Source organism: Sorlinia euscelidii, from assembly GCF_036452135.1.
Classification (GTDB): Bacteria; Pseudomonadota; Alphaproteobacteria; order Acetobacterales; family Acetobacteraceae; genus Sorlinia; species Sorlinia euscelidii.
Genome location: NZ_JAWJZZ010000001.1, coordinates 254,184 through 280,099 on the forward strand (window position 1 = coordinate 254,184; position 25,916 = coordinate 280,099).

General features: G+C 57.6%; 20 protein-coding genes, 1 tRNA gene and 3 pseudogenes. 13 read left to right on the plus strand and 11 right to left on the minus strand.

Annotated elements, in window-relative coordinates; genetic code table 11:
* Positions 1 to 10 precede the first annotated feature (10 nt).
* Positions 11 to 1,990: a transposase domain-containing protein gene (locus CGLAMM_RS01250; RefSeq protein ID WP_394819682.1), complete on the minus strand. Its 1,980-nt coding sequence runs from the start codon at positions 1,988 to 1,990 to the stop codon at positions 11 to 13.
* Between the two features lie 102 nt (positions 1,991 to 2,092).
* On the opposite strand from CGLAMM_RS01250, the gene CGLAMM_RS01255 reads away from it, so the two are divergent.
* Both CGLAMM_RS01255 and CGLAMM_RS01260 read left to right on the plus strand, forming a co-directional pair.
* Positions 2,093 to 2,515 carry a hypothetical protein gene (locus CGLAMM_RS01255; protein ID WP_394819681.1) on the plus strand — a complete coding sequence of 141 codons (423 nt, stop codon included), beginning with the start codon at positions 2,093 to 2,095 and terminating at the stop codon, positions 2,513 to 2,515.
* A gap of 100 nt (positions 2,516 to 2,615) precedes the next feature.
* The gene (locus tag CGLAMM_RS01260) at positions 2,616 to 3,050 is read left to right on the plus strand and encodes a hypothetical protein (protein WP_394819680.1); all 435 of its coding nucleotides are present in this window, start codon (positions 2,616 to 2,618) and stop codon (positions 3,048 to 3,050) included.
* 15 nt (positions 3,051 to 3,065) lie between these two features.
* On the opposite strand, the gene CGLAMM_RS01265 is transcribed toward CGLAMM_RS01260, so the two are convergent.
* From CGLAMM_RS01265 to CGLAMM_RS01275, 3 genes are read right to left on the minus strand one after another with little or no spacing between them, the layout of a single operon-like run.
* A complete protein-coding gene (locus CGLAMM_RS01265; RefSeq protein ID WP_394819679.1) occupies positions 3,066 to 3,521 on the minus strand; it encodes a hypothetical protein in 456 nt (151 codons plus the stop codon).
* A complete protein-coding gene (locus CGLAMM_RS01270) occupies positions 3,518 to 4,453 on the minus strand; it encodes a ParB/RepB/Spo0J family partition protein (RefSeq protein ID WP_394819678.1) in 936 nt (311 codons plus the stop codon). The genes CGLAMM_RS01265 and CGLAMM_RS01270 overlap by 4 nt, the downstream gene beginning before the upstream one ends.
* Complete coding sequence (locus CGLAMM_RS01275; RefSeq protein ID WP_394819677.1) at positions 4,450 to 4,782, minus strand: helix-turn-helix domain-containing protein; 333 nt, start codon at positions 4,780 to 4,782, stop codon at positions 4,450 to 4,452. The genes CGLAMM_RS01270 and CGLAMM_RS01275 overlap by 4 nt, the downstream gene beginning before the upstream one ends.
* Before the next feature lie 201 nt (positions 4,783 to 4,983).
* Here CGLAMM_RS01275 and CGLAMM_RS01280 point away from each other — a divergent pair, with 201 nt between their 5' ends.
* Complete coding sequence (locus tag CGLAMM_RS01280) at positions 4,984 to 5,736, plus strand: S24 family peptidase (RefSeq protein WP_418115260.1); 753 nt, start codon at positions 4,984 to 4,986, stop codon at positions 5,734 to 5,736.
* Between the two features lie 427 nt (positions 5,737 to 6,163).
* On the opposite strand, the gene CGLAMM_RS01285 is transcribed toward CGLAMM_RS01280, so the two are convergent.
* The 3 genes from CGLAMM_RS01285 to tsaD form a co-directional block, all read right to left on the minus strand.
* On the minus strand, positions 6,164 to 6,322 hold the full coding sequence (locus CGLAMM_RS01285; protein ID WP_394819676.1) for a hypothetical protein: 159 nt from the start codon (positions 6,320 to 6,322) through the stop codon (positions 6,164 to 6,166).
* Positions 6,295 to 6,384 (minus strand) — tRNA-Ser (locus CGLAMM_RS01290). Before CGLAMM_RS01290 ends, CGLAMM_RS01285 begins: the two co-directional genes overlap by 28 nt.
* A 73-nt stretch (positions 6,385 to 6,457) precedes the next feature.
* Positions 6,458 to 7,561, minus strand: a complete 1,104-nt coding sequence (tsaD, locus tag CGLAMM_RS01295; protein ID WP_394819675.1) for a tRNA (adenosine(37)-N6)-threonylcarbamoyltransferase complex transferase subunit TsaD — start codon at positions 7,559 to 7,561, stop codon at positions 6,458 to 6,460.
* Between the two features lie 124 nt (positions 7,562 to 7,685).
* Between tsaD and hemC the strand changes: the two are divergent.
* The 4 genes and pseudogenes from hemC to CGLAMM_RS01315 all read left to right on the plus strand — a co-directional run bounded on the left by hemC (position 7,686) and on the right by CGLAMM_RS01315 (position 11,340).
* Positions 7,686 to 8,794, plus strand: a pseudogene (gene hemC, locus CGLAMM_RS01300) (hydroxymethylbilane synthase).
* A 63-nt stretch (positions 8,795 to 8,857) separates the two neighbouring features.
* Positions 8,858 to 9,520, plus strand: a pseudogene (locus CGLAMM_RS01305) (uroporphyrinogen-III synthase); the annotation flags it as partial.
* A gap of 9 nt (positions 9,521 to 9,529) precedes the next feature.
* Positions 9,530 to 10,378, plus strand: coding sequence for a 23S rRNA (adenine(2030)-N(6))-methyltransferase RlmJ (locus CGLAMM_RS01310; protein ID WP_418115261.1), 849 nt, complete (start codon positions 9,530 to 9,532; stop codon positions 10,376 to 10,378).
* Positions 10,375 to 11,340, plus strand: a complete 966-nt coding sequence (locus CGLAMM_RS01315; RefSeq protein WP_394819671.1) for an NAD(P)H-dependent glycerol-3-phosphate dehydrogenase — start codon at positions 10,375 to 10,377, stop codon at positions 11,338 to 11,340. Before CGLAMM_RS01310 ends, CGLAMM_RS01315 begins: the two co-directional genes overlap by 4 nt.
* On the opposite strand, the gene CGLAMM_RS01320 is transcribed toward CGLAMM_RS01315, so the two are convergent.
* From CGLAMM_RS01320 to CGLAMM_RS01330, 3 genes and pseudogenes are all read right to left on the minus strand, one after another.
* A complete protein-coding gene (locus CGLAMM_RS01320; RefSeq protein ID WP_394819670.1) occupies positions 11,312 to 12,286 on the minus strand; it encodes a Gfo/Idh/MocA family protein in 975 nt (324 codons plus the stop codon). The genes CGLAMM_RS01315 and CGLAMM_RS01320 overlap by 29 nt on opposite strands.
* Before the next feature lie 76 nt (positions 12,287 to 12,362).
* On the minus strand, positions 12,363 to 12,872 hold the full coding sequence (locus CGLAMM_RS01325) for a 3-hydroxyacyl-CoA dehydrogenase family protein (RefSeq protein ID WP_418115262.1): 510 nt from the start codon (positions 12,870 to 12,872) through the stop codon (positions 12,363 to 12,365).
* 61 nt (positions 12,873 to 12,933) lie between these two features.
* Positions 12,934 to 13,263: pseudogene (locus CGLAMM_RS01330) on the minus strand (3-hydroxyacyl-CoA dehydrogenase NAD-binding domain-containing protein); the annotation flags it as partial.
* 385 nt (positions 13,264 to 13,648) lie between these two features.
* Here CGLAMM_RS01330 and CGLAMM_RS01335 point away from each other — a divergent pair.
* The 4 genes from CGLAMM_RS01335 (at position 13,649) to CGLAMM_RS01350 (ending at position 21,489) form a co-directional block, all read left to right on the plus strand.
* Positions 13,649 to 14,149 carry a glutathione peroxidase gene (locus tag CGLAMM_RS01335; RefSeq protein WP_394819668.1) on the plus strand — a complete coding sequence of 167 codons (501 nt, stop codon included), beginning with the start codon at positions 13,649 to 13,651 and terminating at the stop codon, positions 14,147 to 14,149.
* Positions 14,150 to 14,229: 80 nt separating this feature from the next.
* Complete coding sequence (murJ, locus tag CGLAMM_RS01340; protein WP_394819667.1) at positions 14,230 to 15,786, plus strand: murein biosynthesis integral membrane protein MurJ; 1,557 nt, start codon at positions 14,230 to 14,232, stop codon at positions 15,784 to 15,786.
* A 118-nt stretch (positions 15,787 to 15,904) separates the two neighbouring features.
* A complete protein-coding gene (gene mutS / locus CGLAMM_RS01345) occupies positions 15,905 to 18,619 on the plus strand; it encodes a DNA mismatch repair protein MutS (protein ID WP_394819666.1) in 2,715 nt (904 codons plus the stop codon).
* Between the two features lie 41 nt (positions 18,620 to 18,660).
* Complete coding sequence (locus CGLAMM_RS01350; RefSeq protein ID WP_418115263.1) at positions 18,661 to 21,489, plus strand: [protein-PII] uridylyltransferase; 2,829 nt, start codon at positions 18,661 to 18,663, stop codon at positions 21,487 to 21,489.
* 27 nt (positions 21,490 to 21,516) lie between these two features.
* Here CGLAMM_RS01350 and CGLAMM_RS01355 read toward each other — a convergent pair whose 3' ends face one another.
* Positions 21,517 to 23,235, minus strand: coding sequence for a tetratricopeptide repeat protein (locus CGLAMM_RS01355; protein ID WP_394819663.1), 1,719 nt, complete (start codon positions 23,233 to 23,235; stop codon positions 21,517 to 21,519).
* 148 nt (positions 23,236 to 23,383) lie between these two features.
* Between CGLAMM_RS01355 and CGLAMM_RS01360 the strand changes: the two genes are divergently transcribed.
* Complete coding sequence (locus tag CGLAMM_RS01360) at positions 23,384 to 24,421, plus strand: L-dopachrome tautomerase-related protein (protein ID WP_394819662.1); 1,038 nt, start codon at positions 23,384 to 23,386, stop codon at positions 24,419 to 24,421.
* A 64-nt stretch (positions 24,422 to 24,485) separates the two neighbouring features.
* Positions 24,486 to 25,886, plus strand: a complete 1,401-nt coding sequence (gene thrC, locus CGLAMM_RS01365; RefSeq protein WP_394819661.1) for a threonine synthase — start codon at positions 24,486 to 24,488, stop codon at positions 25,884 to 25,886.
* Positions 25,887 to 25,916 lie beyond the last annotated feature (30 nt).

Below are 25,916 nucleotides of genomic sequence, written 5' to 3' on the forward strand. Positions count from 1 at the left end.
GCCCTGTTAATTATCGATCGCGCTGTAAAAAGCGCAGGATGTTTTCATTTTCCTCCTCCTCCTCAATTTCTTGCGCGTCAGCCTCAGCCATAAACTGCGTCGCCAACGCTGTATTGCCTTGGACCTGTGGTGCGGTGAACATGCGCGTCACGGCGCTCTCCAGTGGCGGCTCTTCCTCCTTCGGCAGGCTGGCAAAAACCGCCGCCAATTCTTCATCGCTAAGCCTTTTAGCGGCTTCGCCCTGAAGCTTATTGGCGCGTATAAACTCTTTCCGCGCCTGCTGATGCCGTCGCGCGGCGTCCTTATCAGCAAAGCCGGTTTTGGCCACGCATTTGGCAGCGCCGAGATACACACCACTTGAGCGGTAAACATGAATATCGGCCTGTAAATCCTGCGGGTCTAGCCGGACAACAACCTTGGTCCCGCGATGCTCCTCAAGGAACTCGGCCCAATAACGATTACCCTCAATTTCAATCACGCCATCTCGTCGGGAGACAGTGATCTGCTCGGCGGGCAGCAGCCATAAGCGACGCTGCTCTTCAGTGGCCTTCGTGATCACTGAGCGTCGATACGACTCTTCGAAGACCTGGTCGAAAGAATATTTGCCCTTACAAACATCAGAGCGGCGACCCGTCCGGGCGTTATGGTCCGCGATGCCCTGCGAGACCACAGCGATAAACCGGTCCAATGGCACAGCCTTACTCGCGTAATTCTCAGGTTTGGCTGTCGGATTTGCCCCTGTATAAGCCCCGGCAAAGGCCGGGTGTTTGGCAATATCCGAGGCGAAATCGCGCCAGGCACGCTCTATCGGCTTGGATTGGCCGCTATAAGGTTTCGTCCAATGCACTTCAACGCCTAGTTGCGGCATGATGCCGAGAGGTTCGTCGTTCAGCACCTTGAAGCGGTAACGGTTTGGAACGCCGCCAGTGAGCCATTTGGAGGCGAAGTTGCGACCATTATCAAGGTAGCAGAGTTTAGGTATTCCGTATTTCTCGACCATGTCGCCAAAGGCCAGGCGCACCGATTCTTTATTTTCTGAAATATCGATGCGCCAACTCAGAATTTTCCCTGAATAGATATCCTGGAACCCGACAAGAACGGGCCGCACGATGCGCGTTTCATTGCCGATCGGCCATTCGACAAACACGTCGAACTTATGTCCGTCTGCATTGACAGCCTCAAGCGCGTGAAACACGCTGTGATCGCGTCGTTGCGCGGGGTAAAGTGCTTTGAGCTTGTCTTCCCCTTCCCGTTGATGAACGCGCATCCCGACAGGCGACGCGTTCATGCGTGCCAATAACGTCCGCCGCGAAGGCAGCGTCCAGCCGCGCTCCTCCGCGACCTTCACGAGCCGCGCGTAACAACTGGCGAAGGTAGGTGACTCTCGGCGGAGATAATCTGATCGTAAAATGTCCCATGCCTCGCCTGGGCAATGCACGCGTTCACTCGGCTTAGCGTAATTCGGTGCAAGCGCCGCCAGCCAATCACATTTGTTAAGGCCGCGCACACGCTTATACCAAAGTTGAATCGTGCGCATGGAAACCCGTTCCTGCGAGGCAATCAACATCATGGCCACATATTTACGCTGCCCGGCATTTACCAGCGCCTCGACCGCGTCAAGAATGCGGTAAGCGTTGCGCGCCTTATCTTTGAGTTTATCGGGAAGGGTATCGAAATGCTTCCATAATGCAGTTCGCTTCCGCTTCCCAATCGTCTCACTTTCCGCAGCGGCAACCGGGTCGCGCGACAGTCCCTGAAGGGACCGCGCCGCCTCAATCTGAGCGCGAAGCGGGAGGATGGTGAGCGCGAACTCATACCCCCCGCCCTGGCCTTCCCGACGCCGCCAGGCTTGACCCTCAGATTCGGGCGTGATCCAGTTTTCTGCTGTGATTTTCTTCAGGACGCCTTGTTGCGTCTCCGGCATATCCGGCAAACGCAAGGCGGCGATTTCGGTCATCGTCAGCCAGGGCCGCTGTCCAACCGTCACCATTACGCCCTCCTTTGCAAGGAAGAAAGCGACGCAGACAAAATTAGAAACCTTGAAACCGTTCTCGACTTATCCTTCTCCATGCAACCTAAGAAGGACCCCGCAATGGATGAAAAAGTGTTCGCGTCGATTGATGCCGCCGCCGCGGGTTTTGACTCTCTCATCTTCGCATTCGCGCACGGAACGGCTTCGGAAGAAGAGAAAGAAACGATCGCCAAGCGCGCGACCTCAGTCTTCCTTGAGCTAGCTGAAAATCTATCCTGCGCGCTTACCATCCTCGAGTTCCTTGAGCAGGACATGGGATATTGGCTTGGACAATTCGTGCTGGATACACCGTCGAGAGAGCATGCTGAAGGGCAGCTCGACGCCCTTCTGGATGAGCATCAATCAAAACTTTTCCTGGAAATCCGACGTTGGCACATGCACGAAGACGCTCACCGACTCGAGACCTTCCTAAAGCGTTCGTGCGATAGAGTGCGTGAGCGAAGTCACGCTGAAATAGACTTAAGACACGTAAAAGCTTCATAGCGCCCTCCACGCTAGGTTCTGAGCGGCGCAGAATAGCACTTGCCAAAACTGCGCCGCCCGTTCCACCTTGTGCTTTCCCATTCGCGACAAGGAGAAAAACGTGACTGAAACCTTCAGGCAAACCACGATGAAAGATAGATTTTTGAGTCTGTTGCAGAAGCTTGATGATACCGCTTCCGAAAGCGGGGACGATTCCAGCTCAGCAGACCTGTTTTCCGATTTCGCGCGTGTCGCGATCGAGCTTGTCAAAGAGTATGATTCTAACCGGATCATGCTTGGTCTCCTGGAGTCGAGCTACACTGGCGAAATCGCGAGACAATCGTTAGAGATACCGCAAGGAGTAGAGCGCGAGGCTTACGTGGACAGCATCCTTGATCGCTCTTTTTCAGACCTTTTCCACATTGTCGCGACGTCGACGTCGGACAATCGCGATGGTGATTTGGAAAAGCGGCTGAATGCCCAGGCCGAAGCGATACGCTCCTTAACTCATCGCAAATCTGATCAATTATCTTGCTCTGATCAATCAACCTCCTAATTATCCGCCTATCCATTACGCCCTCCATGTCCGAGCACGCACCGCACGTTCCTGACGGGCAACCTCACGCTTGTGCTCGTTGAGAGCTGCGAGCTCGATATGCGGCAGATGTCGGCGGTCAATCACGGCCCAGCCGCGGTCGGCCGCAAAAAATTCCAGCAGACGCCTGTCTTTCGTCGCGGCGAGCAGCGCCTCAAACCGAGAAACTGAGATCTGATGGTTGTCTCGCGCCACGCTTGCGTAAGCATTGAGCATGTTCAACGAGACATCCCGCCCGAGATGGCGGGACATCAGGCGCGCGACGTCCTCACGAGGACGTCCGCACTCATCCAGAGATATTGAAATCGCGCGCGATATCCGCCCGGAAAATGAGTTAGCTCGAATAAGCTGTGGGTCAAAGGCAACAACCGTCTCCGGGGGTTGCCAGGCAAAAAGACTCATTTGTGATTTCGCATAGATTATGCGCGTCATGCCGCGTCTCCAGCACGAAATCCGGGAAGTTTCGGCGCGATAATGTTGGCGAAGGCAGCCCGCTGCTCATCATCCGCAAAATCCCAGCCTGTTTTAAAGCAGACTTCAGGGAGATTTTGCGCAATATGCTCGGCAATCCCACGTCGTTCCCGCGCGGAACATTTACGCCATAGCCCGAGGAAGACCTCCATTTTACCCGGCTTCGGTGCAGGCGGTTTTTCTTCAAGCTGTCGCATGATGTCAGCAACGGTCGCACGGATGCCCTGCTCGACAATCAGGTCCGCTATTCGGCGCTGATTTTCAGGCGTCTGCTTAGCCAACATGTCAAGTTGCGCGCCACTATCCGCAAGCCACGTGCTGGCAATTTTTTCGCGCACTTCGGGAGCAATTGCCTTATGCAGGACGATGGCGCGGTCTATCGTTCGACGGGATAACCCCAAGCGATCGGCAGTCACGTCAGAGAATGAAGGGATCAAATGGTCAACCTTGTCCATCTGATCGTCATCTTTAGTCGCTTGATGCTCAACCTTGAGCATTTGCTTCGAACGACGATCTCCACCGGCCCGCGTTTCAGGGTGCAGCTCTTGGTAAACCTCTTTACGACGCGCCAGAAACGTCGCGCGGTCCAAAGCGGACAGATCGCGCCTGAAAAGATTTTCGTCGATCTCTCGCAATTGCGCTTCAAGTTCCGACGCCTCAACGATGATTGCCGGAATCTTCTTCACACCGAGGCTTTTAACGGCCTCCAAGCGATGACCACCTGAAATCAGCAAATACCCACCATCAGCGGATTTTCGCACCTCAATCGGTTGGCGCAAGCCGTTTTCCTTGATGCTCGCCGCAAGAAGTGCAACGTAGTCAGAATCGACCGCGCGCAACCTGTCACCTATAAACACGCTTTTAATTTCAACCTCTGTTATGAGCATGTTCATTTTAAGGCCTCGTTTTGACGGAGATCGTTAATGACCCGGGCTTTAGGGTAGTTGCGCCGACCGTAAGGACGAGGCGTCCCATCAGGGTCATATCTGTCTGGCCAGATATCCTGCGGTTGCAAACCAAGCTCGTTTGCAACCGCCCGCTCAACCGGGATGGAGTAGCCAGGTCGATAAAAAGTGGAGTAGATATCCGTGGGCGTCTTGCCGATCTTCCACGAGAACGCACTCAGCGTTCCGTACTTTTTTCTGAGCGCTGCCTTCACATCCTCGGGATGCAGTGGGCTGTCGAGGCGCAGGCCAATTTCCTTGGCCTTAAAATCCAACATGGGAACTCCTTTTATAAGACAAATGGTGGCAGCCATTTTTTTTAACCTGCCCTCCCCAGTTTCCTGCGAGAGGAAGCTGCGGCAGGCTTATGGGGCTAAATTACTGTTTCTCGTCGCAATGTCAACTGTTTTGCGTTTTTTATACGTCGAAAAGCGGAAAACAAAGCGTAAGTCATTCATTTCGCAGAAGACTTTCCTGTAATGAGTAAAAGGTTCCATATCTCCGACCGCGCCCTCGCTCGCCAGGATGACGACGTTTCCGTGAAACGGTTACGCGAAGTCGTGTATCAATTTGGGGGGATAACCAGCGTGGCAACAATGGCCGATATTCCTGTCAGCACGATGTCAGGATACATCTATGGCCGGGAAATGAAGCTTTCAGCTGCGGTGAAGATCGCGCGCGTTTGCTCGGTTTCTTTAGAATGGTTGGCAGGCATCACGGATCACCCTCCTTCCATCACCTCTAATAGTCAGAGTCGTGAGCACTTATCTAACGAGGGACGAAGCGCTGAAGACAAGGTTATAAAACTACTTCCATTTTTCGACGCAGCATCCTTCTTAAATTCTGGGGATTTAGAAACAGGAAATACTGAAACCGAGCAGGTCCCGATTACTGAAGGCTTTCTCGTGAGATTAAATGCGAAAGCCGAAACCTCGTTTTTCTTGAAAATAAGTGGTGACTCAATGGAGCCAACTCTTCGTGACGGTGATCTCATCCTCGTCGAGACAAAGCCGATTGAGGCCGTGTCCGGGCTCACCGTCCTCATGATTGATGGGCGTATGATCGTCAGACGTATTGCCTTGGCGCTTGGCGGTCAGGTGACGTTGATTGCGGACAATAAGTTTTATCCTTCTCAAGATATCAACCGCGACCAGCTCATATGGGGCAGTATAAGTAGCAAGCATCCCGCCGTCCTCATCGGCCGGGTGATTTACCGCTTCCAAGCGATCTGAAGGTTTGGATATGTTACAATGAAAATAAATATCACACGAAAATTAGTTGTATGATAACACGAAAAATTTTCTGTGGATAAGTCGTAATTACCTTCATAATTCAGCACATTATCAAATTAACCAGAAAATTTGGCTAGTTGTATGTTAGCGAAACTAAGATGCCTTAAAAACGGCGATATCTGATCGATAGCGCCTTCCGATCAGCATGCGCCTGCACACGCCTTAAACCGCGTGAAACCGCCTCTTATTCGATTTTAGGGATAGCTCTAATACGACTTTGAAACGCGAGGTCGTCACTCGGCTGAAAGTGCAAAACATGGCTGCCCAAATTTCGATTTTAGGCAAACGCGGGCAAAAACGTGGGCAAAAAGGTTTTTCACTGTTAACGCTTGTGGATAACTTTTTGACCCGCTAAAAACCAAGCGCATCAAGGGTTTTTCATCCCACCATATCCCGTATGATCCCGTAAAATCCCGGATACTTCATAGTGAAGAACCTGATTGTTCCCTACACGGGCCGCAGCCGCGACCTGTAAGTCCATCATTTCCATCGGACCCATGGCGGAGAGGGTGGGATTCGAACCCACGGTACGCTTCCACGCACGGCGGTTTTCAAGACCGCTACCTTAAACCGCTCGGTCACCTCTCCTTACGGAGACACTCTTTGCCGAAAAGCGCGTTCAAACGCAAGTCCCGTTTCCCACCGCTCCGTCGTTACAGCGTCAGCCTGGCGCAAAAGGGTGGGGACGCATGTCATCCAGCGGCCATCTTGGGCGGGGCGCGACGTTGAGATCGTTGATATCCGCGGCGGGGTGCGCCCGAATTTTCTGCCATGCGGCCCAGGCGATCATGACAGCATTATCCGTACAATACCGCACAGGCGGGACGAAGAGCGGGAGGCCGCGTTCCTGCGCGACCGCCTCAATGGACGTGCGTATTGCCTGATTGGCGGCGACACCTCCCGCCACGACAATATTCTTCGCTTCGGGAAAAGCCGACAGCGCGTTTCTGACGCGATCCGCCATGACGCGCGCGACACTGGCCTGAAAGCTGCCTGCGATGTCAGCGGCGTCCCGGCGCGTCAGCGCTTCCGCCCCGAAGCGGGATACAACCCGGGATACAGCTGTCTTCAACCCCGAAAATGAAAAATCACACCCCTCGCGCCCGATGAGGGGGCGTGGAAAATCCCATTTTCGTGCATCGCCTTCCCGCGCGAGCTTTTCCAGAGCCGGGCCACCCGGCCAGCCAAGGCCCAGCATTTTCGCCACCTTGTCAAAGGCCTCACCCGCGGCATCGTCAATCGTGCTCCCTAAAAGCGTGTAATCCCCGATATTGCGCACGGCGACGCACTGGCAATGCCCACCGGAGACAAGCAGAAGCAGAAAGGGAAATGGCGCCCCCCCGCCCGGCATAAGCGGCCACGTGGCCATCAGCGCATGGGCCTCGATATGATTTATCGCGATGAAAGGCCGGTTCATCGACAGGGCGAGACCTTTGGCATAGTGACTGCCGACGATCAGACCACCAATCAACCCAGGGCCTGTTGTCGCCGCGAAGGCGCCCATATCTGCAAGTTGATATCCGGCATCGGCAAGACATTGCGTGACGAGGTCCGGCAAATGCGCAAGATGGGCGCGCGCCGCAATTTCCGGAACAACCCCACCCAGCGCCGCGTGTTCATTCTGGGAATAGATCCGGTCCGCGCAGATCTGACCATCAGGCAACATGATGGCGCAGGCCGTGTCGTCGCATGAGGACTCGATGGCGAGGAGTGGAGCAGGCCGATCCAGGGAGGGGGGAAAGTCTGAAGAAAACAGCGCGGTCATACGGACATGTTACGTCATTGCTTACTGATAGGTAACATTTTTCCTCCCTCGAGGAGAGAATACTTCCTTTATAGTCCCGAAAAGAGTAGCTAAACCCCAAACGCACGATGAGGCCATTGATTAGATTGAGCTTGAAATTGTGAATAGCGCACTCCAGAAAGTCGCCGCTGAGGCGATGAAACGCCGCGCCATGGGTCGCGCCCATGTTTCTGAGACACGGCGTGCTCTCCCCCTCCGCGTCGGGACGCGTGGTTCACCCCTGGCCCTCGTGCAGACGCGCACCTTCCTGACACGTCTGACGCGTTTCTGTCCCATTTTGCGGGATCTCGGTGCGTTTCAAGAGCATCAGATTTCAACAACGGGTGACCGTGTCCAATCCCGCGCCCTCGCTGAAATCGGGGGTAAAGGGCTCTTCGCGAAGGAAATTCATGAGGCTTTGATTGAAGGGCGGATCGACTTCGCCGTTCACAGCCTCAAGGACCTGGAGACGAAACTCCCTTACGGTCTGGCCCTTGCCTGCACACTCAAGCGGGAAGATGCGCGTGACGCGTTGATTGTGCATCCTCGTCTGCGGGAAAAAGCGCGGGACATCGCTGCGGCGGGGGCGACCCCCTTGATGTCCTGCCGCAAAACGCCATGATTGGCTGTGCCTCCGTCCGTCGCCAGGCGCAGTTACGCTATAAACGCCCGGATCTCCGCTTCTGCCTCCTCAGGGGCAATGTGCAGACGCGGCTTGACAAGCTCGCAGGCGACACGTGCGACGCAACCATGCTGGCCTATGCCGGGCTGAAGCGCTTGGGTATGGAAGACCGAGCCGATGTCGTGCTCAGCACGGAGGATATGATCCCCGCCGCAGGTCAGGGTATTGTCGGTGTCACCGTGCGCAGCGCGGATACGGAACTTAAAGAGCTTCTTCTGGCGATTGAAGACCCGGAGGCCCGCGCCGTCGCCACGGCGGAGCGCGCCCTGCTCGACGCGCTTGACGGCTCCTGCCGTACGCCCATCGGCGGTTATGCGCGGCTGCGCCCCCGCCCTGGTCACACACCGCGCACCGTGCTTGAGGATTATGAAATTGTGCTGACCGGTATTGTCGCGCGCGAGGATGGCAGTTTCTACCTCCAGAAAGAAGTCTCCGGCGCGCCGGAAGATGCGGAGCAACTCGGCCTGGCGCTTGGCGATGCATTAAGGGCAGAAGCGCCTGAGGATATATTTCTGGATGACCCGTCCGGCTGATCATCTTTCCGTCATCGTGACGCGCCCTGCCCCGGGGCTGAAAAAACCTGCCAACAAGTTGCGGCTCTTGGCTGGCGCGCTGTCTGGCACCCTCTCTTACAAATCGAGGCAATCCCACGCCCGCTCCCTGAGGGTGATTTTACGCAACTGGTCGTTACCAGTGCCCAGGTCATCCCCGCTCTTCAGGACGTCGCGCGCGACATACCGGTCTGTGCCGTGGGGGCAGCAACGGCAAGTCGCCTTCGCGCGCACGGCTTCCTCAACATCGTCACCTGCGCGGGAAACGCGGCATCCATCGTGGCACATCTGGGGTCGGCGCCGCCATCGGGGCGCGTGCTTTTTCCGACCGGGGCGCAACTGGGCCTGAAACTGACTTATGCGCTTCAGGCGCGCGGCTGGGACGTTGTGCGACACCTCACTTATCGGAGCCGACCGGTCACGTCACTTTCTGATTCGCTGATATCGCAAATAGGATCAGGCGAAGTTGACGCGATCATGTTTTTCTCGTCACGAACCGCATCTGCCTGGGTGAAAGCCGCCGCCGGCACCGATGTGGATTCAAGCCGCATCCGCGCCATAACCTTGTCTGCTGCCATCGCGACGCGCCTGACACCCTCTGACTGGCGGGAAATTTCCATCAGTGACGCGCCAAGCCATGATGCGATCCTCCATCGTCTCGGCCCAGCGCCGCAGACAAAGCGTGACGGATGCGACGAATTTCCGTAAAGCCTGAGCATGAATTACCGCCACGCATTTCACGCCGGAAATTTCGCCGACGTCGTCAAACATGCCCTTTTGATTGACCTTCTGGCGCATTTCAAAAGCAAGGATGCGGGTTTCGCCGTGCTCGACACACATGCGGGCAAAGGTCTGTATGAGCTCAACGCCGAGGAAGCGCAGAAAACGGGGGAATGGCGCGACGGAATAGGCCGCCTCATCCCCCCGCGAATCGCGCATGGTGCCGCACTGCCGGATGTCCTGACACCTTACATCAACGTTATGCGTCGTTTTGGCGCACCGCAATCCTACCCCGGTTCCCCCAGTCTGATCGCGTCGCTTTTACGCCCGCAAGATGCGCTGATCTGCTCTGAGCTGCACCCTGATGACGCCGCCGCGCTGGCGCGACTCTTCCGAAGCAACCGACAGGTCAGTGTGCACCATCTGGACGGTTATCGTGCGGTCAAGGCCTTTCTGCCGCCGCGCCTCATCGGGCGTGGGCTGGTCTTGATTGACCCTCCCTTTGAAAAAACAAATGAGTTTGATCGGCTTCGCGCGGCGATTTTTATGGCGCGGCGGCGCTTTCCAGCTTCCGTCGTGGCGGCATGGTATCCCATTAAACATCGCGCCCCTGTTCGGGAGTTTCAGGATATGCTGATTGAGACCGGCCTCAAAAAACTTCTAACCTGCGAATTTCTACTCAACCCGCCGACGGACCCGACACGCCTGAATGGATGCGGCCTTCTCGTCGCCAATCCGCATTATCGATTTGATGAGAATGCACGCCACATTCTTGAGGCCCTCGCGCCTTATCTGCAACAGGAGGTCCCGCCAGAAATCTCCGTCCGCTGGCTGGTGGAAGCATGAGTGCGCTGCGCCACATCGCAATATTCGGGGCGGGTGCCTGGGGGATTGCCCTCGCACAGAATTTCGCCCGCGCGGGCCATAAAGTCACGCTCTGGAGCCGAAGCCCCGTTGACGCCGCCTCGCGTCGGCTCCCAAGGCTGCCGCATGTCGCGCTTCTACCCGCCGTGCATGTCACGAACGTGATGCCGGAAGGCGCCGATGACACGCTCTTCGCCACACCCACCCATGCATTGCGAGACATCGCCCGCGTCACATCGGGTAGAGGCCCGGTTATTGCGTGCTGCAAGGGGCTCGAACGTGACACTTACGCCTTCCCCGCCGACATTCTGCGCGCGACCTGTCCGGGGCGCGATGTCGCTATATTGTCCGGGCCCAATTTCGCCGGAGAAATCGCGACAGGTCTGCCCGCGGCAGCCACACTGGCCGCGTCGCACTTATCAATGGCGGAGGAGATTGCCTCCCGACTGGCCACACCGCGCTTTCGGCTCTACGCCTCGGATGACTTAACGGGCGTGCAATTGGCCGGTGCGGCCAAAAATGTCATCGCCATTGCGGCCGGTATCGCCATCGGGGCGCAATTGGGGGAAAATGCCCGTGCCGCCCTGATGACGCGCGGCCTGGCCGAGATGCACCGCCTCAATCGCGCCCTTGGCGGGCAGGCAAAAACCCTTTCCGGCCTGAGCGGCATGGGCGATCTCATCCTGACCTGCACCGGCCCCTCATCCCGTAATTTTCGGTTCGGCCTGGCGCTCGGACAAAATGCGGATGCGCGCGCCCTTGCCCTGGATGAGACGCATGGCATCGTCGAAGGCTGTCGCACCGCCCCGGTTCTTCTCAAGCTGGCCCGCCGCCATGCCATCGACATGCCCCTCGTGGAAACCGTGTCAAAATTGATCGCGGGCGATATGTCTGTCACGGCGGCGAAAGCAGCCCTCATGTCCCGCCCCCTCGCGACGGAATAACCCAATCCGGCACGGCCATATTTCCGGCGTGACGTCGTCCCTGCGCAAGGCAATCGGTCGCGATGAGGTAAGGGACAGCGACGACGCTTGATGTTGCTTGCGCGATGCAGCGGGCGAAATCAGCATATAAAGCGCGATATTCCGCGTGAGGATCGGCCTTATTGAGCGGCGACACCGCGCCATCCGCCGACCAGGATGCGCCACCCTCCAACGCTTTGATCGTCGTGCCATCCGCAAGGCGCCAGGTGATTGTCCAGTTTTCGTCATCAGGCTCAGCGCCAATGTCAAACCACGCCCTGACCGGAATTTTTTCGGCGCCCGCTGAAAGGTGAAGGGCGGCGCGGATCGGCGTCTCCGCGCCGTTCGCGAACGCCATGTCGCCTTGCTGGTAGACCAATGGCACTTTCATGACGGCATGGAGAAGCGAGAGCGCGTTGACACCCGCATCGAAAGCGCCAAACCCCCCGGCTTTCCAGAGCCATTGCGCGCCGGGATGCCATTTGCGGTGATCTTCCTGCCAGCAAATCTCAATCTCTCGGATATGGCGATTTTTTAGACGTGCGGCGATGGCGGGCAGGCACGGCGCGTAGCGACTATGCCACCCGGTAAAAAGCGTCACACCGCGTTGCACCGCCATTTGCTTTAACGTGAAAAGCGCGGAGAGGGAGGAAACAGGTGGCTTCTCCAGCAGGACATGAAGATGCTTCTCCATCGCCGCCTCCGCCAGGGCATGGCGGGATGTTGGCGGGGTGCAGATCACCACGCAGTCACAACGTCCACCCGCTTTGAAAAATGCTGGCAGATCCGGGAAGCAGGGCAGACCGTCTGCATCATCCATTTGCGGATCAATCACACCCATCAATTTGAACGCCCGGGATTGCCGCAGCACCGGAATATGTTGGGATTTCGCAATCTGCCCGTACCCTATCAGAACGATATGCAACATGATGCGCTCCCAGGAGCGTTTATCTATTTACCGCGTAAAAGGTCAGCTTGAGCCCCTGCCATAACGTGGCCGGATGTCAGGGTGCCTCAAGGGGTGAAGGGCCAAGTTCCTCCAGTAATTCCAGTAATTTTGCGTAGGCTTTATTGCGATAAGCGACGAGGGCGGCTTTTTTTTCAGGGCTGTAATCTCCGTAAAACCCTCTGCCATTTTTGACGCCATGTGCACCTTTCTTCACCATTTCCGCCAGCAGGTCGGGCATCGCCATGCGGTTGCCATAGGCTTTTTCAACTGTTTTAAAACAGTCAGCGTAAACATCCAGCCCTGCCATATCCGCGATGGCGAAAGGGCCGAAAAATGGCAGGCGGAACCCGAATGTCGTGCGCACCACCGTATCGAGTTCGGATGTTGTGGCCACCCCCTCCTGCACGATTTTGTCAGCCTCTTTCAGCAACGCATATTGCAGGCGGTTCAAGACAAAAGCGGGCCTGTCCGCCACTTCCGCCCCAATGCGGTTCGCACGCTTCAGCAGGGTTTTCACAGCGGAGACGACCTTGTCGGTGGTCGCCTCGCCACGCACAATCTCCACCCGGGATAAAAGGCGCCGGATTGCTGAAATGAATAATTAAAAATCGTTCAGGATGCGTGACGTAGGGTGCCAGCGTGTGCACGGGCAGGGTCGAGGTATTGGTACCCAATATCGCATCGGGGCGAGCAGCGGCGCAGATCCGCTGGTAAACCGCCTGTTTAACGGAAGGCACCTCCGGCACGGCCTCCTCAATCAGGTCCCGATCCTTTACCGCGGCCTCAATGGACTCCGCCATGCGCAAATGCGCCCTGACCAGCTTTGCGTAACCTGCCGGTTTGAGACCCTCCGCCTCAAAACGCGCAGCTTCCTCAAGGAGGCGCTGATAATTCTGGCGTGTTGAGGCGGGTCCATATCGGCGATCGTTACGTCCAGACCGGACGCGGCGAGAGATTGCGCGATCCCGCCCCCATGTAACCGGCACCCACTATAGCGACCGTATTCAGCTCTTCCGACATCGTGAAACCTCGCATGAATAAGTGTGGCAAATGCCTGTTTAAAATTTACTTTATAGATATTTTTCGTCCAATAATAAAACCTGAAGCATATTTCAGTATTTTGAATTGCGCGGCACTCAAGATGTGCTGGCCAGGAATCACGTCCCCAACTCCCATTAACGGTGTGCAGACGTCGACGCGTGGGTCAGTCGTCTCACCGCCGCACGGTTTCAGGTGTTGACGCCGCATCGCGTTAATCACATCCGGCCAAGCTTCGCTTCCTCATTGAGGGTCCGGCCGATTAACCGTATATCTCAATTTGTCTCTGACGCGGAGCACCTGATGACGACGACAACCCTTGATGATTTTTACCGACTTGAACTCAAGGCCCTTGACGAGAAGACCCCGATTTCATTCAGCGCCTTCAAAGGCAAGGTGGTCTTGATTGCCAATACGGCCTCCAAATGCAAATTCACCACGCAATATGAGGACCTGCAACATCTCTGGACGCTTTACCGCACCTCCGGACTGGTTGTCGTGGGCGTGCCATGCAATGATTTCGGCCAGCAGGAGCCGGATGACGCGGCGACCATCAAAGAATCATGCGCCGTCAATTACGGTGTCAGTTTTCCGATGACACAGAAAACCACGATTAAAGGCCCGGAAATTTCGCCCCTGTTTCAATGGTTGCAACGGGAGGGCGGATGCCTGAGCAAACCGCGCTGGAACTTCTACAAATATATTGTCGGGCGGGATGGGCATCTCGCCGCGTGGTTCTCATCCATCACGCGTCCCAGCTCACGTCGCTTCCGGGAACGCGTGCGCCGCTGCCTCGACAATTGATCTCTTTCAGGCATAATCGCGCACGCTAAACCGAGTGCCGTTAAGGACTCTTTCCGACCAAAGCCTGTAACAGAGACGCCATGCTCAGAAATTTTCTCACCGTCGGTGGATGGACGCTGGTCTCCCGCGTCCTCGGGCTTGTGCGGGACCAGCTTCTGGCCGCTCTGCTAGGCGCAGGTATCGCCCAGGATGCTTTTCAAATTGCTTTCCGTCTGCCCAATATGTTTCGCCGTCTCTTCGGTGAGGGGGCCTTCAACGCGGCTTTCGTCCCGCTTTTTACCGAGAAAATGACGTTGCACGGCGCGTCAGCCGCACGCCGTTTCGCCTCAAACACCATGAGCTGGCTGGCGATCTGGCTGGCCGGGATTACCATCCTGGGTGAAATCTTCATGCCCTGGGTGATCTCATTTATTGCACCCGGTTTCGGCGCCGGGTCGACACGTTTCGACCTGGCCGTCACGCTCAGCCGCATTACCTTCCCTTACCTCCTGCTGATCTGCATCGCGGCGCTCCTTGCCGGGGTGCTGAACGGCATGCACCGCTTCGCTCTGGCGGCCGGGGCTTATGTGTCTTTCAATATTGTCGGCATCATGGCGATCATCCTCGGGGCGCATGTCTTTCATATGCCGGCGCAGGCAGCGTCCTGGGGGATCACGCTTTCCGGCATTGTGCAGCTCGGGCTGCTCTATGTTGCCGCACGACGGGCGGACATGAAACTGCATTTACAGCGCCCTGTCATGGATGGCGACATGCGCAACGTGCTACGCCGCCTCGCGCCGGGGCTTGTCGGCTCAGGTGTCACACAACTCAACCTGACGATCGACACGATGATTGCGACCTTGCTGCCGGCGGGGTCAATTTCCTGGCTGTATTTTGCGGACCGCATTAACCAGCTTCCCCTCGGCGTGCTGGGTGCGGCGGCTGGCACGACCATTTTGCCGGTTCTGACCCGCCACCACGCAGCCGGGGACCGGGAGGGCAGCCGGGAAACGCTTAATCGCGCCATTGATTACGCGATGCTGCTGACCCTGCCCGCCAGTTTCGGAATTATCGCACTGGCGCCTGAGATCATGTCCGCGCTTTTTGGTTACGGTCGCTTCACGGTGCAGGATGCGTCATTCGCCGCGCAATCCCTCCGCGCTTACGCGATCGGTCTGCCCGCTTTCGTGCTTGTCAAAGTCCTGTCACCCGCTTTTTTCGCGCAGGGTGATACGAAGACGCCGGTCCGCATCGGGTTCGGCATTCTTGCGCTGAATCTCGCCCTCAATCTTTCCCTTTACCGCCCTCTCGCGCATATCGGGCCACCTTTGGCGAGCTCCCTGGCGGCCATGGTCAATTTCGGCCTGCTCTGTTGGCTGCTTCATCGACGCGGAGCCATGCGAGTCGCTACCGTGACCATGCGACGCCTCTCTATCATGCTGGGTTCCGCCGTGATCATGGCGGTGCTGATTCGGGTCGCGGCGCTCTATTTTATTCCGGATTTTATGTTCTGGCGAGGATGGGCCCGGATCGGCGCCCTGGGCGTCATGATCACCTCTGGCGCAGCGCTATATCTTGCCTGCCTTCAGATTTCAGGCGTTGCGCGCGTGCGTGACCTCGTCGCGGCCCGACGCAGGATGCGAAACCCAACACCATGACATGCGCAGAGGCTTGATAAATACTTACCTCGTGTGAATTTTTTGCGTATGATCGGCGCCAGGACCGCCAAGGGTTCTGACATGCCCCCCTCGCAAGAAAAGCAGTTATCGTCGACTGATGAATCAAAAAACCGGAAAAACGCCCAGCCCGACCCCTGAAGGCGCGACGCCCGCCATGGCGCAATGGTTTGCCCTTAAAGCGCAGGAGCCGGATGCCCTCCTTTTTTTCCGGATGGGGGATTTTTTTGAGCTGTTTTTTCAGGATGCGGAAATCGCGTCCCTGGCGCTTGATATCAGCCTGACAACACGCGGCCGCCATCAGGAGACACCAATCCCGATGTGTGGCGTACCGGTCGCGGCCGCAGCCAGCTATATCGCCCGGCTGATCCGGCGGGATTTCCGCGTCGCCATCGCGGAACAGATCGATGCGCCGCCCAATAAAGGGGACCCGGCGCAGAAAGGCCCCCTCAAACGGGCAATCGTGCGTCTGGTAACACGCGGCACGTTAACAGAAGATGAATTGCTGGAGTCAAGCAAGGCCAATATCCTGCTCTCCCTCATTCGCCTGAAATCCCACGCCGCCTCCGCCCCGATCGGCGCCGCCTGGATCGACGTTTCAACCGGGGAGCTTGAGACCACCATCCTTGATGTTGTTGAGGTGGATGAGTTGCTCTCACGCATCGACCCGGTCGAGATCCTGACCGATCTGCATGATTTCGTTACGGAACCTTATCGAAGCCATGTCGTGCGTGACCTGCGCATCCCCGATGTCGATATTGCGCGCCTTGCCGTGGCACGTCGCTTCGGCCTGACACAGATCGGCTCACTCGGTCCTTTTTCAGATGAAGAAATTGTCGCGTGCGCGACGGTCCTCGCTTACGTCAAGCGCACATTGGCGGATAATGTGCCGCGCGTCTCACGTCCTCTCCGACTTGATCAATCCTCCGCCCTTTCCCTCGACCCGGCGACACGGGCAAGTCTTGAGCTTCTATCCGCGCGTGACGGGACAACGACCCACAGTCTATTATCCGCCGTGGACCGAACTTATACGGCAGGTGGCAAGCGCCTGCTGGCGCGCTGGATCTCATCGCCTCTGATTGAGCCCGGCACCATTGCCGCGCGACAGGAAGCATGGAAATGGCTCGCCCGGACGCCGAGCTTCTTGGATGCATTGCAGGATGTGCTGAAACACACGCCCGACCTCGCACGCGCGCTGACGCGCCTCTCCTCCCTGCGCCTCGTCCCGCGGGATCTCGGTGCGGTCAAAGTCGCATTACTCTCCGCGGATCGCATCATCGCGCTTTTACGACCCGTCTATAGTGACAACACGCCGGAATATATACGCAGGCTTTATACCGGCTTTCACCGCCGTGCCGACCCCTTGCTCAATAAGCTTGAAGCCGCCCTGAAGCCGGACCTGCCCGCCCGGCTGGAAGATGGCAATATCATCGCCGCGGATTATAATGCCGAGCTGGATGCGGCCCGCGCCCTTCGGGATCATAGCCGCCAGGCCATTGCGGCGCTGCAGGCGCAATATGCGGCGCGCTATAATGTCAGCAGCCTCAAAATAAAATATCACGCGCAGCTCGGCTATGTTGTCGAAACAACAGCGACCCACGCTAATCGCCTGCGGGAGGATAACTCCCTCATCTTCCGGCAGGGCACGGCTAATCTGGCGCGTTTCAGCACGGATGAGCTTATATCGCTGGAGCGCGCGATTATCGAAGCTGCGGACCGTGCACAGGCGCTGGAAGTCGAGATTTTCACGAAGCTTGCTCATGAAGCGCTTGACCACCCGGCCCTCGCCGGGATGGCGGAATTATTCTCCCTCGCCGATGTGCTGGCCAGCGCGGCAGAGCTCTCTCAGGAGGGTGTCTGGTGCTGCCCGGAAGTCACGGCGGACCGCGCTTTTGAAATCGAAGCCTGCCGCCATCCGGTGGTGGAGGAAGCGTTGGATGACGGGACGCATTTTATCCCCAATGACTGCGCCTTACCGCCCGAGCATCGCGTCATGCTGCTGACCGGCCCGAATATGGCGGGCAAATCGACCTTTCTACGGCAGACCGCGCTTGCGGTCATCCTCGCCCAGGCGGGGATGCCGATCCCGGCAAGACGCGCGCGGATCGGCGTCGTGGATCGCCTCTTCTCACGGGTCGGGGCCTCTGACGACCTTGCGCGCGGGCGGTCCACCTTTATGGTGGAAATGTCCGAGACGGCCGCGATTTTGCGCCTTGCAGGGCCGCGTTCCTTCGTTGTGGTGGATGAAATCGGGCGGGGCACGTCCACCCTGGATGGTCTCGCCATTGCGTGGGCCACTTTGGAAGCGCTGCACTCACAACTCGGCGCACGCACGATTTTTGCGACACATTTCCATGAGCTGGGCCGCCTGACGGACTCGATGCCGCACCTCACCCCGTACACGATGATGATCAAGGAGTGGAAGGGCACGATTATATTCCAGCATGAGGTGCGCAAGGGGGCCGCGCGTAAAAGCTGGGGCGTTCATGTGGCCCGACTCGCCGGCGTGCCGGAATATGTCGTCAACCGTGCGACGCGTCTGCTAGCCGCGTTGGAAGCGCAGCAACCGGGCATTGCGGCGCCTCTCCCCCTTTTTGAACCGACAGCACCATCCATGAGTGACGACACGCCAATGGCGGATAACGCAGGGCAGACGGAAACTTTGGAGGCGGATGCCACTTCGATTCATAAGGTCATTCGCAAGCTGGAAGCGCTGGACCCTGACAGCCTCACCCCGCGGGACGCGTTGGCGGCGCTGTATGAGCTTCAACGCCTCGCGCGGGAATCAGGGCACGCGCGACGCGACGCATCATGATGGCCCGGGAGGATATGCGTGCAGATCAGGAGCGCCAGAGGATGATCGAACAGGCTCTCACAAATGCCCAGACGATGCACACCTCGCTCGAAACAGCGATCGACGCCCTTTATCGTGAGAGCGGCACCCCTACGCGGGAAGATGCCGTGGCCATCTTCAGGCGGCATCTTGGCCGCCATTACGGGGAAATCAGGCAATTATTTGAAGGCCGCCATATTAAAGGCATCGCCTCCGCCAGCATGATGGCCGCGCTGATGGATGGCGTCATTGACTGTCTTGACGATTTCGCGCGTAAACATACTTCGGCCAGCACGCAACCTCTCTGTATCTGTGCAACAGGTGGTTATGGCAGCGGGTTACTGGCCCCGCACAGTGATATCGACCTGTTATTTCTGACCTCGAGTGCCCTGACGCCACCATTGGCGGAGCGGATCGAATTCATCCTCTATTTTCTGTGGGATCTGGGCATCCGTGTCGGCCATGCCACGCGCTCCGTCGCGGGCTGTCTGGAGGCCGTCAAAACAGATATCACCATCCGCGCCAATCTGATGGATGCCCGACCTGTCGCCGGTGCGCTGACGATTTTCACGGAATTGCAGAATTGCCTTCTTTCTGAAAAAGGAGATGCGCGGGCCTTCATCCTTTCCGCCCTCAATGAAATGGAACGCCGACACAAACAATTCGGTGACAATCCGTTTATCGTAGAGCCCAATATCAAGGAAGGGCGCGGCGGACTACGCGATTTGCAGACTTTGGGCTGGATGGCCCGCATCGCCTCGGAAAGCGATGGCTCTGTCTTCACAGTGCCTCACCCCCATACGGAGCCCGCTTTCAGCGCCCTTGATATCCTGACCGAGCAGGAACGCCAGCGCGCACGCCGCGCCTGGAACTTTCTCTGGACCATACGGCTGCACCTGCATTACATCGCCGGCCGCGCGGATGAACGGCTTTTATTTGAGACCCAACCCGTTATCGGCGCGCGCATGGGTTATGCCAGCCACGGACGCCAGCAGGGTGTTGAGCGCTTTATGCGCCATTATTTTCTCACCGTGCGGGAAATTACCCGGTTAGGCTGTCTGATTGAGCCGGTCATTATGGCGCGTCTTGACCCGCCGCAACCCTCCCTGACAGAAAATAACCCGGCTTACGCGGCCTTGAATGAGCTGCATCTGACATTGGTCGACGGCCAGATCGCGCCGACAACGCAGACGGATTTCGATGCGCGGCCCGCCGATATGCTGCGCCTGATGGAAGTCGCGCAAAATCATCAATTGCCAATCCACCCCTTCACCATCCGCGCGCTGATTCAGAATGAAAGGCGCGCAACAAGTTTGCGGGATGATGCCGACACGATGCTTGTTTTCGCGCGACTTCTCACCGCGCGAGGCCTGCCTTCCGGTGTGGAAAAGAAAGCACCGGGGCAGGATGGCCCCTGCCGGAAAACCGCAGCGGACTGGCTTCATCTGCTCAATCAGACGGGGCTGATGAGTGCCATTCTGCCGGAATGGTCGCGGGTTGTCGGGCAGATGCAGTTCGACACTTACCATATTTATACAGTTGATGAGCACAGCATCGCCGCCGTCCGAATGTTGGGTGAAATTGAAAATGGCCGCATGGCCGATGAGATCCCGATCGTCTACACGCTGGTCGAAGCTATTCAGTCGCGCCCTGTCCTTTACTTCGCGACGCTGATCCACGATATCGCAAAGGGGCGTGGGGGGGATCACTCTGTTATCGGCGCTGAAATCGCGGCCCGCCTGGGACCGTCGCTTGGTTTGAAAGCGGAGGAGACGGAGTCACTCTCATGGCTGGTGCTGCATCATTTGTTGCTGTCGCAAACCGCCTTTCGACGGGATATTGATGACCCTCGGACAATCCTTGACCTGGCCGATGTCATTCAATCGCCGGAGCGCCTGCGACTTCTGCTGATTTTGACCGTCGCAGATATCAGAGCGGTCAGCACAACCGTCTGGAACGCATGGAAGGCGACCTTGCTGCGTGAGCTTTATATCCGCGTCGCGGAAGTGCTTGAAGGTGGGCTCGCCGCTTCGGAAACGGATGAACGGATCAATTTCGCAAAAGCCCTGGCTGAGAAAATGCTCCAGGAGAACCGCGTCAAACGCGGCGAGACAGCGCGCTTTCTCGCCCGTGGCTATGGGAGTTATTGGCTCGGATTTGACTCGGCGACCCATGTCCGTCATGCGCGCCTTCTAGCGGAGGCCGACGCCGCTAACGCACCTTTATCGGTCGAATCCACCCCTGTCCCGTCGCGCGATGTGACGGAAGTCACGGTGATTAGCAAGGACCGCATCGGCCTTTTCTCGCGGATTGCAGGTGGGCTGGCTGTGGCGGGGGCGTCCATTGTCGATGCGCGCATCCATACGCTGCGTGACGGGTTCGCGCTCGACACATTCTGGATTCAGGACGCACGGGGGAAAGCGTTTGACACACCGGCGCAATTGATGGAACTCAACAGCAAAATTGAACGCAGCATCAATGACCAGCTCGACGTACCCGGCCTCTTGTGCCGCGCGGTGGCGGAGCGATCACGCAAGCGCATGCGGCTGATCAACGTGCCCATTCGCGTTGTCATTGATAATCGTGCATCTGACCGTCACACAGTCATCGAAATCAACGGCCGGGATCGGCCCGGCCTGCTTTATCGCATCGCGCAGACGCTCAACGGGTTGGGACTTCAGATTTCCTCGGCGCACATTACAACTTATGGCGTGCGCGCCGTGGATGTTTTTTACGTGCGGGATGCTGACAGTAATAAAATCACGGCGCTCGATCAGTTGAGTCGTATACGCGGCGCCATTATTGAAAGCCTGACGGAAGCCGACTCCGTCTTTATCGAACTGGAAAGTTAATCGCGCCGCCCTTTGCACAGTTTTATGTCAGTGATGCTGCTCGGCGCGTTGCCGTAAATGGTGACACACAGCGTCAATGACCGGCTGCCACGCTGCGCAGGGGGGCTCGGCCCGCGCGGCGTTGAAGATGGTAACGTTGCGATACCAGCGCGGCCCCAGCCAACGCCAGTCTCCGCCGAAACGATTCAGTAACCAGACGTCCTTTCCTAAGGCGCCGGCGAGATGCGCGAGGGCGGTATCGACGGAGATGATGAGGTCACATCCCTGAATCTCTGATGCCGTCGCGCGCCAATCCTGCAATTGGCCCTGCGTGACAGGTCGCCCTTCCACCCCATCATCTAGCTCTTTCTGCAGAGAGACAAAATCAATACCGGGAATGTTGAAAAGCGGGGCGAGAAGCGCCGGGTCAATGGAACGTCGTGCATCGAACCGGTATTGCGATGACCCGCGCCAACAGATTCCCACGCGAAATGAGCGCCCTGCCTTAATGGCGTTGGCGAAAAGATAGGGCGTATCATCCGGTTCAGCGATCTGAAGCAAATGCGGCAGGCTCATGATGCCGCAAGAGGCAGTGGCCTCCCCCGCCCAGAGCAGCCGCCCCGATTTTAAATGGGCGTCGAGCGCAGGATTCAAAGGGATAAGGGGATGTAAAGCCGCATCCGCCTGAAGAATAACCGGCACACGCGCCAGCGCCGCCGGTAAAAACCGCAGGAACTGAATAAAGTCCCCCGCCCCTTGTTCCGCCTCGATCAAAATGCTCTCTGAGCCGAACCGTCCATCCCACGGCGGCAATGAGGAAGATCGCCCGAGGACGGCATGACGTGCCTCATATAGACGCCACCCATCACGCATTCTGCCCTCTGCCAGGCGCAATGTCGCGAGGTTGTAAGCCGCGCGCGGCGCTTCAGCATCATTGCCCTGCATCAGCGCGGCATAGATCGCCGCCGCTTCACGCGTTTGCCCCATTTGCTGCATTAATGTCGCGGCATTATTTCGGATGCGCCGATCATCCGGCGCCAGACTCTGCGCGCGCGCCATATCGGCTTCCGCTTTATTGAAATGACCGAGGGCCAGAGCGGTGAGCGCACGATTGACGCGCGTATAGGCGCTGTCGCCGCCTTGCGCGATCGCCTTGTCGAGCGCCGACTGCGCCGCCTCCATATGACCTGCTTCAAACAAGGCCGCACCCAGATTGGCCCAGGCAAACCCGTTTTCAGCAAGCGTCTCCGCAATTAATCGGAAAGGCGCGATGGCCGCCGCGAATTGCCGGAGGGACATGAGACACTCAGCATAGGCCTGCCAGACCGGGATCGGCTCTGCCGCGCGTTCGGCGGCGCGCTTCCAGCTTTCGGCCCCTTCCTTAAATCGATATTGCCGGACCAACATCTCGCCCAAACCGGCATGGGCGCGGAAGTCCTGCGGCGTTAATAACGTCGCGACGGAAAACGCTGCCCGCGCGGGCTCAATATGTCCGGCCTCATGCAACGCATGTCCGAGGGTGATGTGGTAAAGCGCCCGATTATCATCCGTGAGATCCTCTTTGAGAACCTGCCCGATCAGGGCAATGGCACGGTCAGGCCGAGCTTCCGCACGCGCCACGCATGCCATGCCGTGAATCGCATCGTGATGGTCAGGCATTTGCGCCAGAACCTTCCGAAAGCGCGCAGCGGCCCCTTTCAGGTCTCCTGACGCCAGAAGCGCCATGCCTGTATCGACGATATTCTGTTTTTGAGAAGCATGGCGCATCGCTCTCTTTCTAGCGTAGATGGCGGAATTGGGAAGCCTATCGAGTGAGGCGCGCGATGGACGCACGTGAAGGAAGCCGATAAGCTCACCCTCTCAACAATGTGAGATCAGGTCAGACCCCATGGCGCATATCTTCCGGTGGGAAAGCATGAAAAACGCAGCGAGCCCTTCCCATTTCCGCAAGGCGATCCTGCTGCTCGTTCTTCTCCTCTACCCGTTTGAGCAGGGTTTTGCAGCGCGGGAGCGTCCCTGGGCACCCGTCCCGCATCCGGCGGAGGTGACCGTCATCGCGCATCTCCCTGAAGGATCGGACTGGCATGACGTGGTCAAGGTTACGGACGGATTTATCCTGCAACGCGCCCCGAAAGACGGCGCAGTTTCTTTGATTAAGGTGGATCGCGCGGGGCAGGCACATCCTTTCCCGATGACGCAGCAAGTCAAAGATATGCTGGACGCACCCTCCGCCCTGGCACGCGCGGATGATCGCGCGATATGGGTCGTTAATGCGCGCCCGAGCGCACAACCATTTCTACTGAAATTGGATGCGGAGACAGGAGCATTACAATCCCGCTTTGATGCAAGCCCGGATGTTTATGACGGGACAAGCCGCTTCATCGCCATCGCGGCACATGGGCCGATGATATATCTCGCCGATGAGGGCGATGCGGCGCTCGTCACTTATGACCTTGAGAAGAAGACCTGGCGTCGGTTTTTCACCCACTATCCGGCGATGCTCGGGCAGCGTCCCATGAATATTGGTGGGCAGGAAGTGCGCGCCACGGATGGGCGTCCGCTGCAGCGCAATGTTTCTCACCTCGCGCTCCAGCGGGATGGCGCATGGCTTTATCTTCAGACACCGACCGGCCCGCTCTACCGCCTGAAGACGGAGCTTCTACGTGACCCCGATTTCACCCCCGTTGAATTGATGGAAAGCCTGACGGAATGGCGGCGCACGCCGACCATTGGTGGCCTTACAATTGGCCCGGATAACGCGCTTTATTTGATTGACCGGAGCGAAGGCCGCCTGCTTTCATTCGATGCAGGTCGCAACCCTTTTATGCAACTTGCCGATCAAAGACTCGTGGACGCGCAGACACCTTATGCCGATCCCATCACAAACGAGATTTACGTCGCTGCCGGGGCGGATCTCCTGCGTGTGACGCCTCACCAGGGCACGCCGCCGTGAGATTGACGCGAGCCCGGATGGCCGGTCCCTCCCCGTACCAAAAAGAATGTGGTAGGTTATTTTAATGCTTTATCAATCAACGCGTGGCGCCATCCGAGGCAAGGATTTTTACGATGTTCTCCTCGGCGGTTTGGCGGAGGATGGCGGGCTTTACGTGCCGGAGATCTGGCCGCAATTCTCACGGGATGACTGGCGCAGCCTGCGGGGCCTATCTTACCCCGCGCTCGCCGCGCACGTCATCGCCCCATTCGCGCAGAGCGTATTGACCCTCCATGAATTAGAGGGCTTCTGTGAAAAAGCCTATAGGTGTTTCAATCACCCTGCTGTTACGCCTCTCATAGAAACCGCGCCCGAGCAATATGCCATGGAGTTATTCCACGGCCCGACCTATGCGTTCAAAGACGTCGCCATGCAATTATTAGGGCATCTCTTTGAAGACGCGCTGCGGAAGCGCGACCAGCATGTCACCATTATTGGAGCAACCTCCGGCGATACAGGGTCCGCCGCCATTGAAGCTTTTAAAGGGCGGGATCGCGTTTCCATCGTGATCCTGCACCCTTATGGCCGGACATCCGATGTCCAGCGCCGCCAGATGACAAGCGTCACTGAAGCCAATGTACTTAATATCGCGATTGACGGCACATTTGATGATTGTCAGGACCTCGTCAAAGCCATGTTTGCCGACGCTCCCTTCAGGGAGGAGGTCGCGCTTTCTGCCGTCAATTCCATCAACTGGGCGCGGATCGCGGCGCAGATCCCCTATTATGTCCGGGCGGCCCTCGCTGTCGGTGCGCCGGATCGGGACGTTTCCTTTGCAGTGCCAACCGGTAATTTCGGCAATGTCCTCGCCGCATGGGTCGCGCAACGCATGGGCCTGCCCATCAGTCACTTCTGCATTGGCTCTAACAAGAATGACATCCTGACCCGATTTATCCTCGATAATGATATGTCGGTGCAACCTGTTGCCCCCAGCCTGTCCCCTTCCATGGATATTCAGGTTTCCAGTAATTTTGAACGCCTTCTTTTTGAAGTTCTGGGCCGGGACAGTGATCTTTGCCGCACCACCATGCAGGGCTTCCGCCAGACGGGCCGGATGGCGGTGCCGACGGAAGCATGGCACGCGATCGGCACGCTCTTCAAGGCGCGTCGCCTGGATGATGCGCAGACGCGCGCGGAAATCAGACATATCTTCAAGAGTAGCCATTATATCGCGGACCCGCATTCCGCCATCGGCATCGCTGCTGGCGCTGAAAATAAGAGGCCCGGCATCCCGATGATCGCCGCCGCCACCGCACATCCGGCGAAATTCCCGGATGCGATTGAGGCCGCGCTCGGGTTCCGCCCGGTTATGCCGCCGCCCTTGCAGGATATCATGCAAAAGCCCGAGCGATATGACAGACTGGCTTGTGACCTCCAGCTTGTTCAGGACGCTGTCCGCGCCCACATTGCAGCTGCCGCAAATTGACTCAGATGATTTCAGGAGACCCTCAGACCT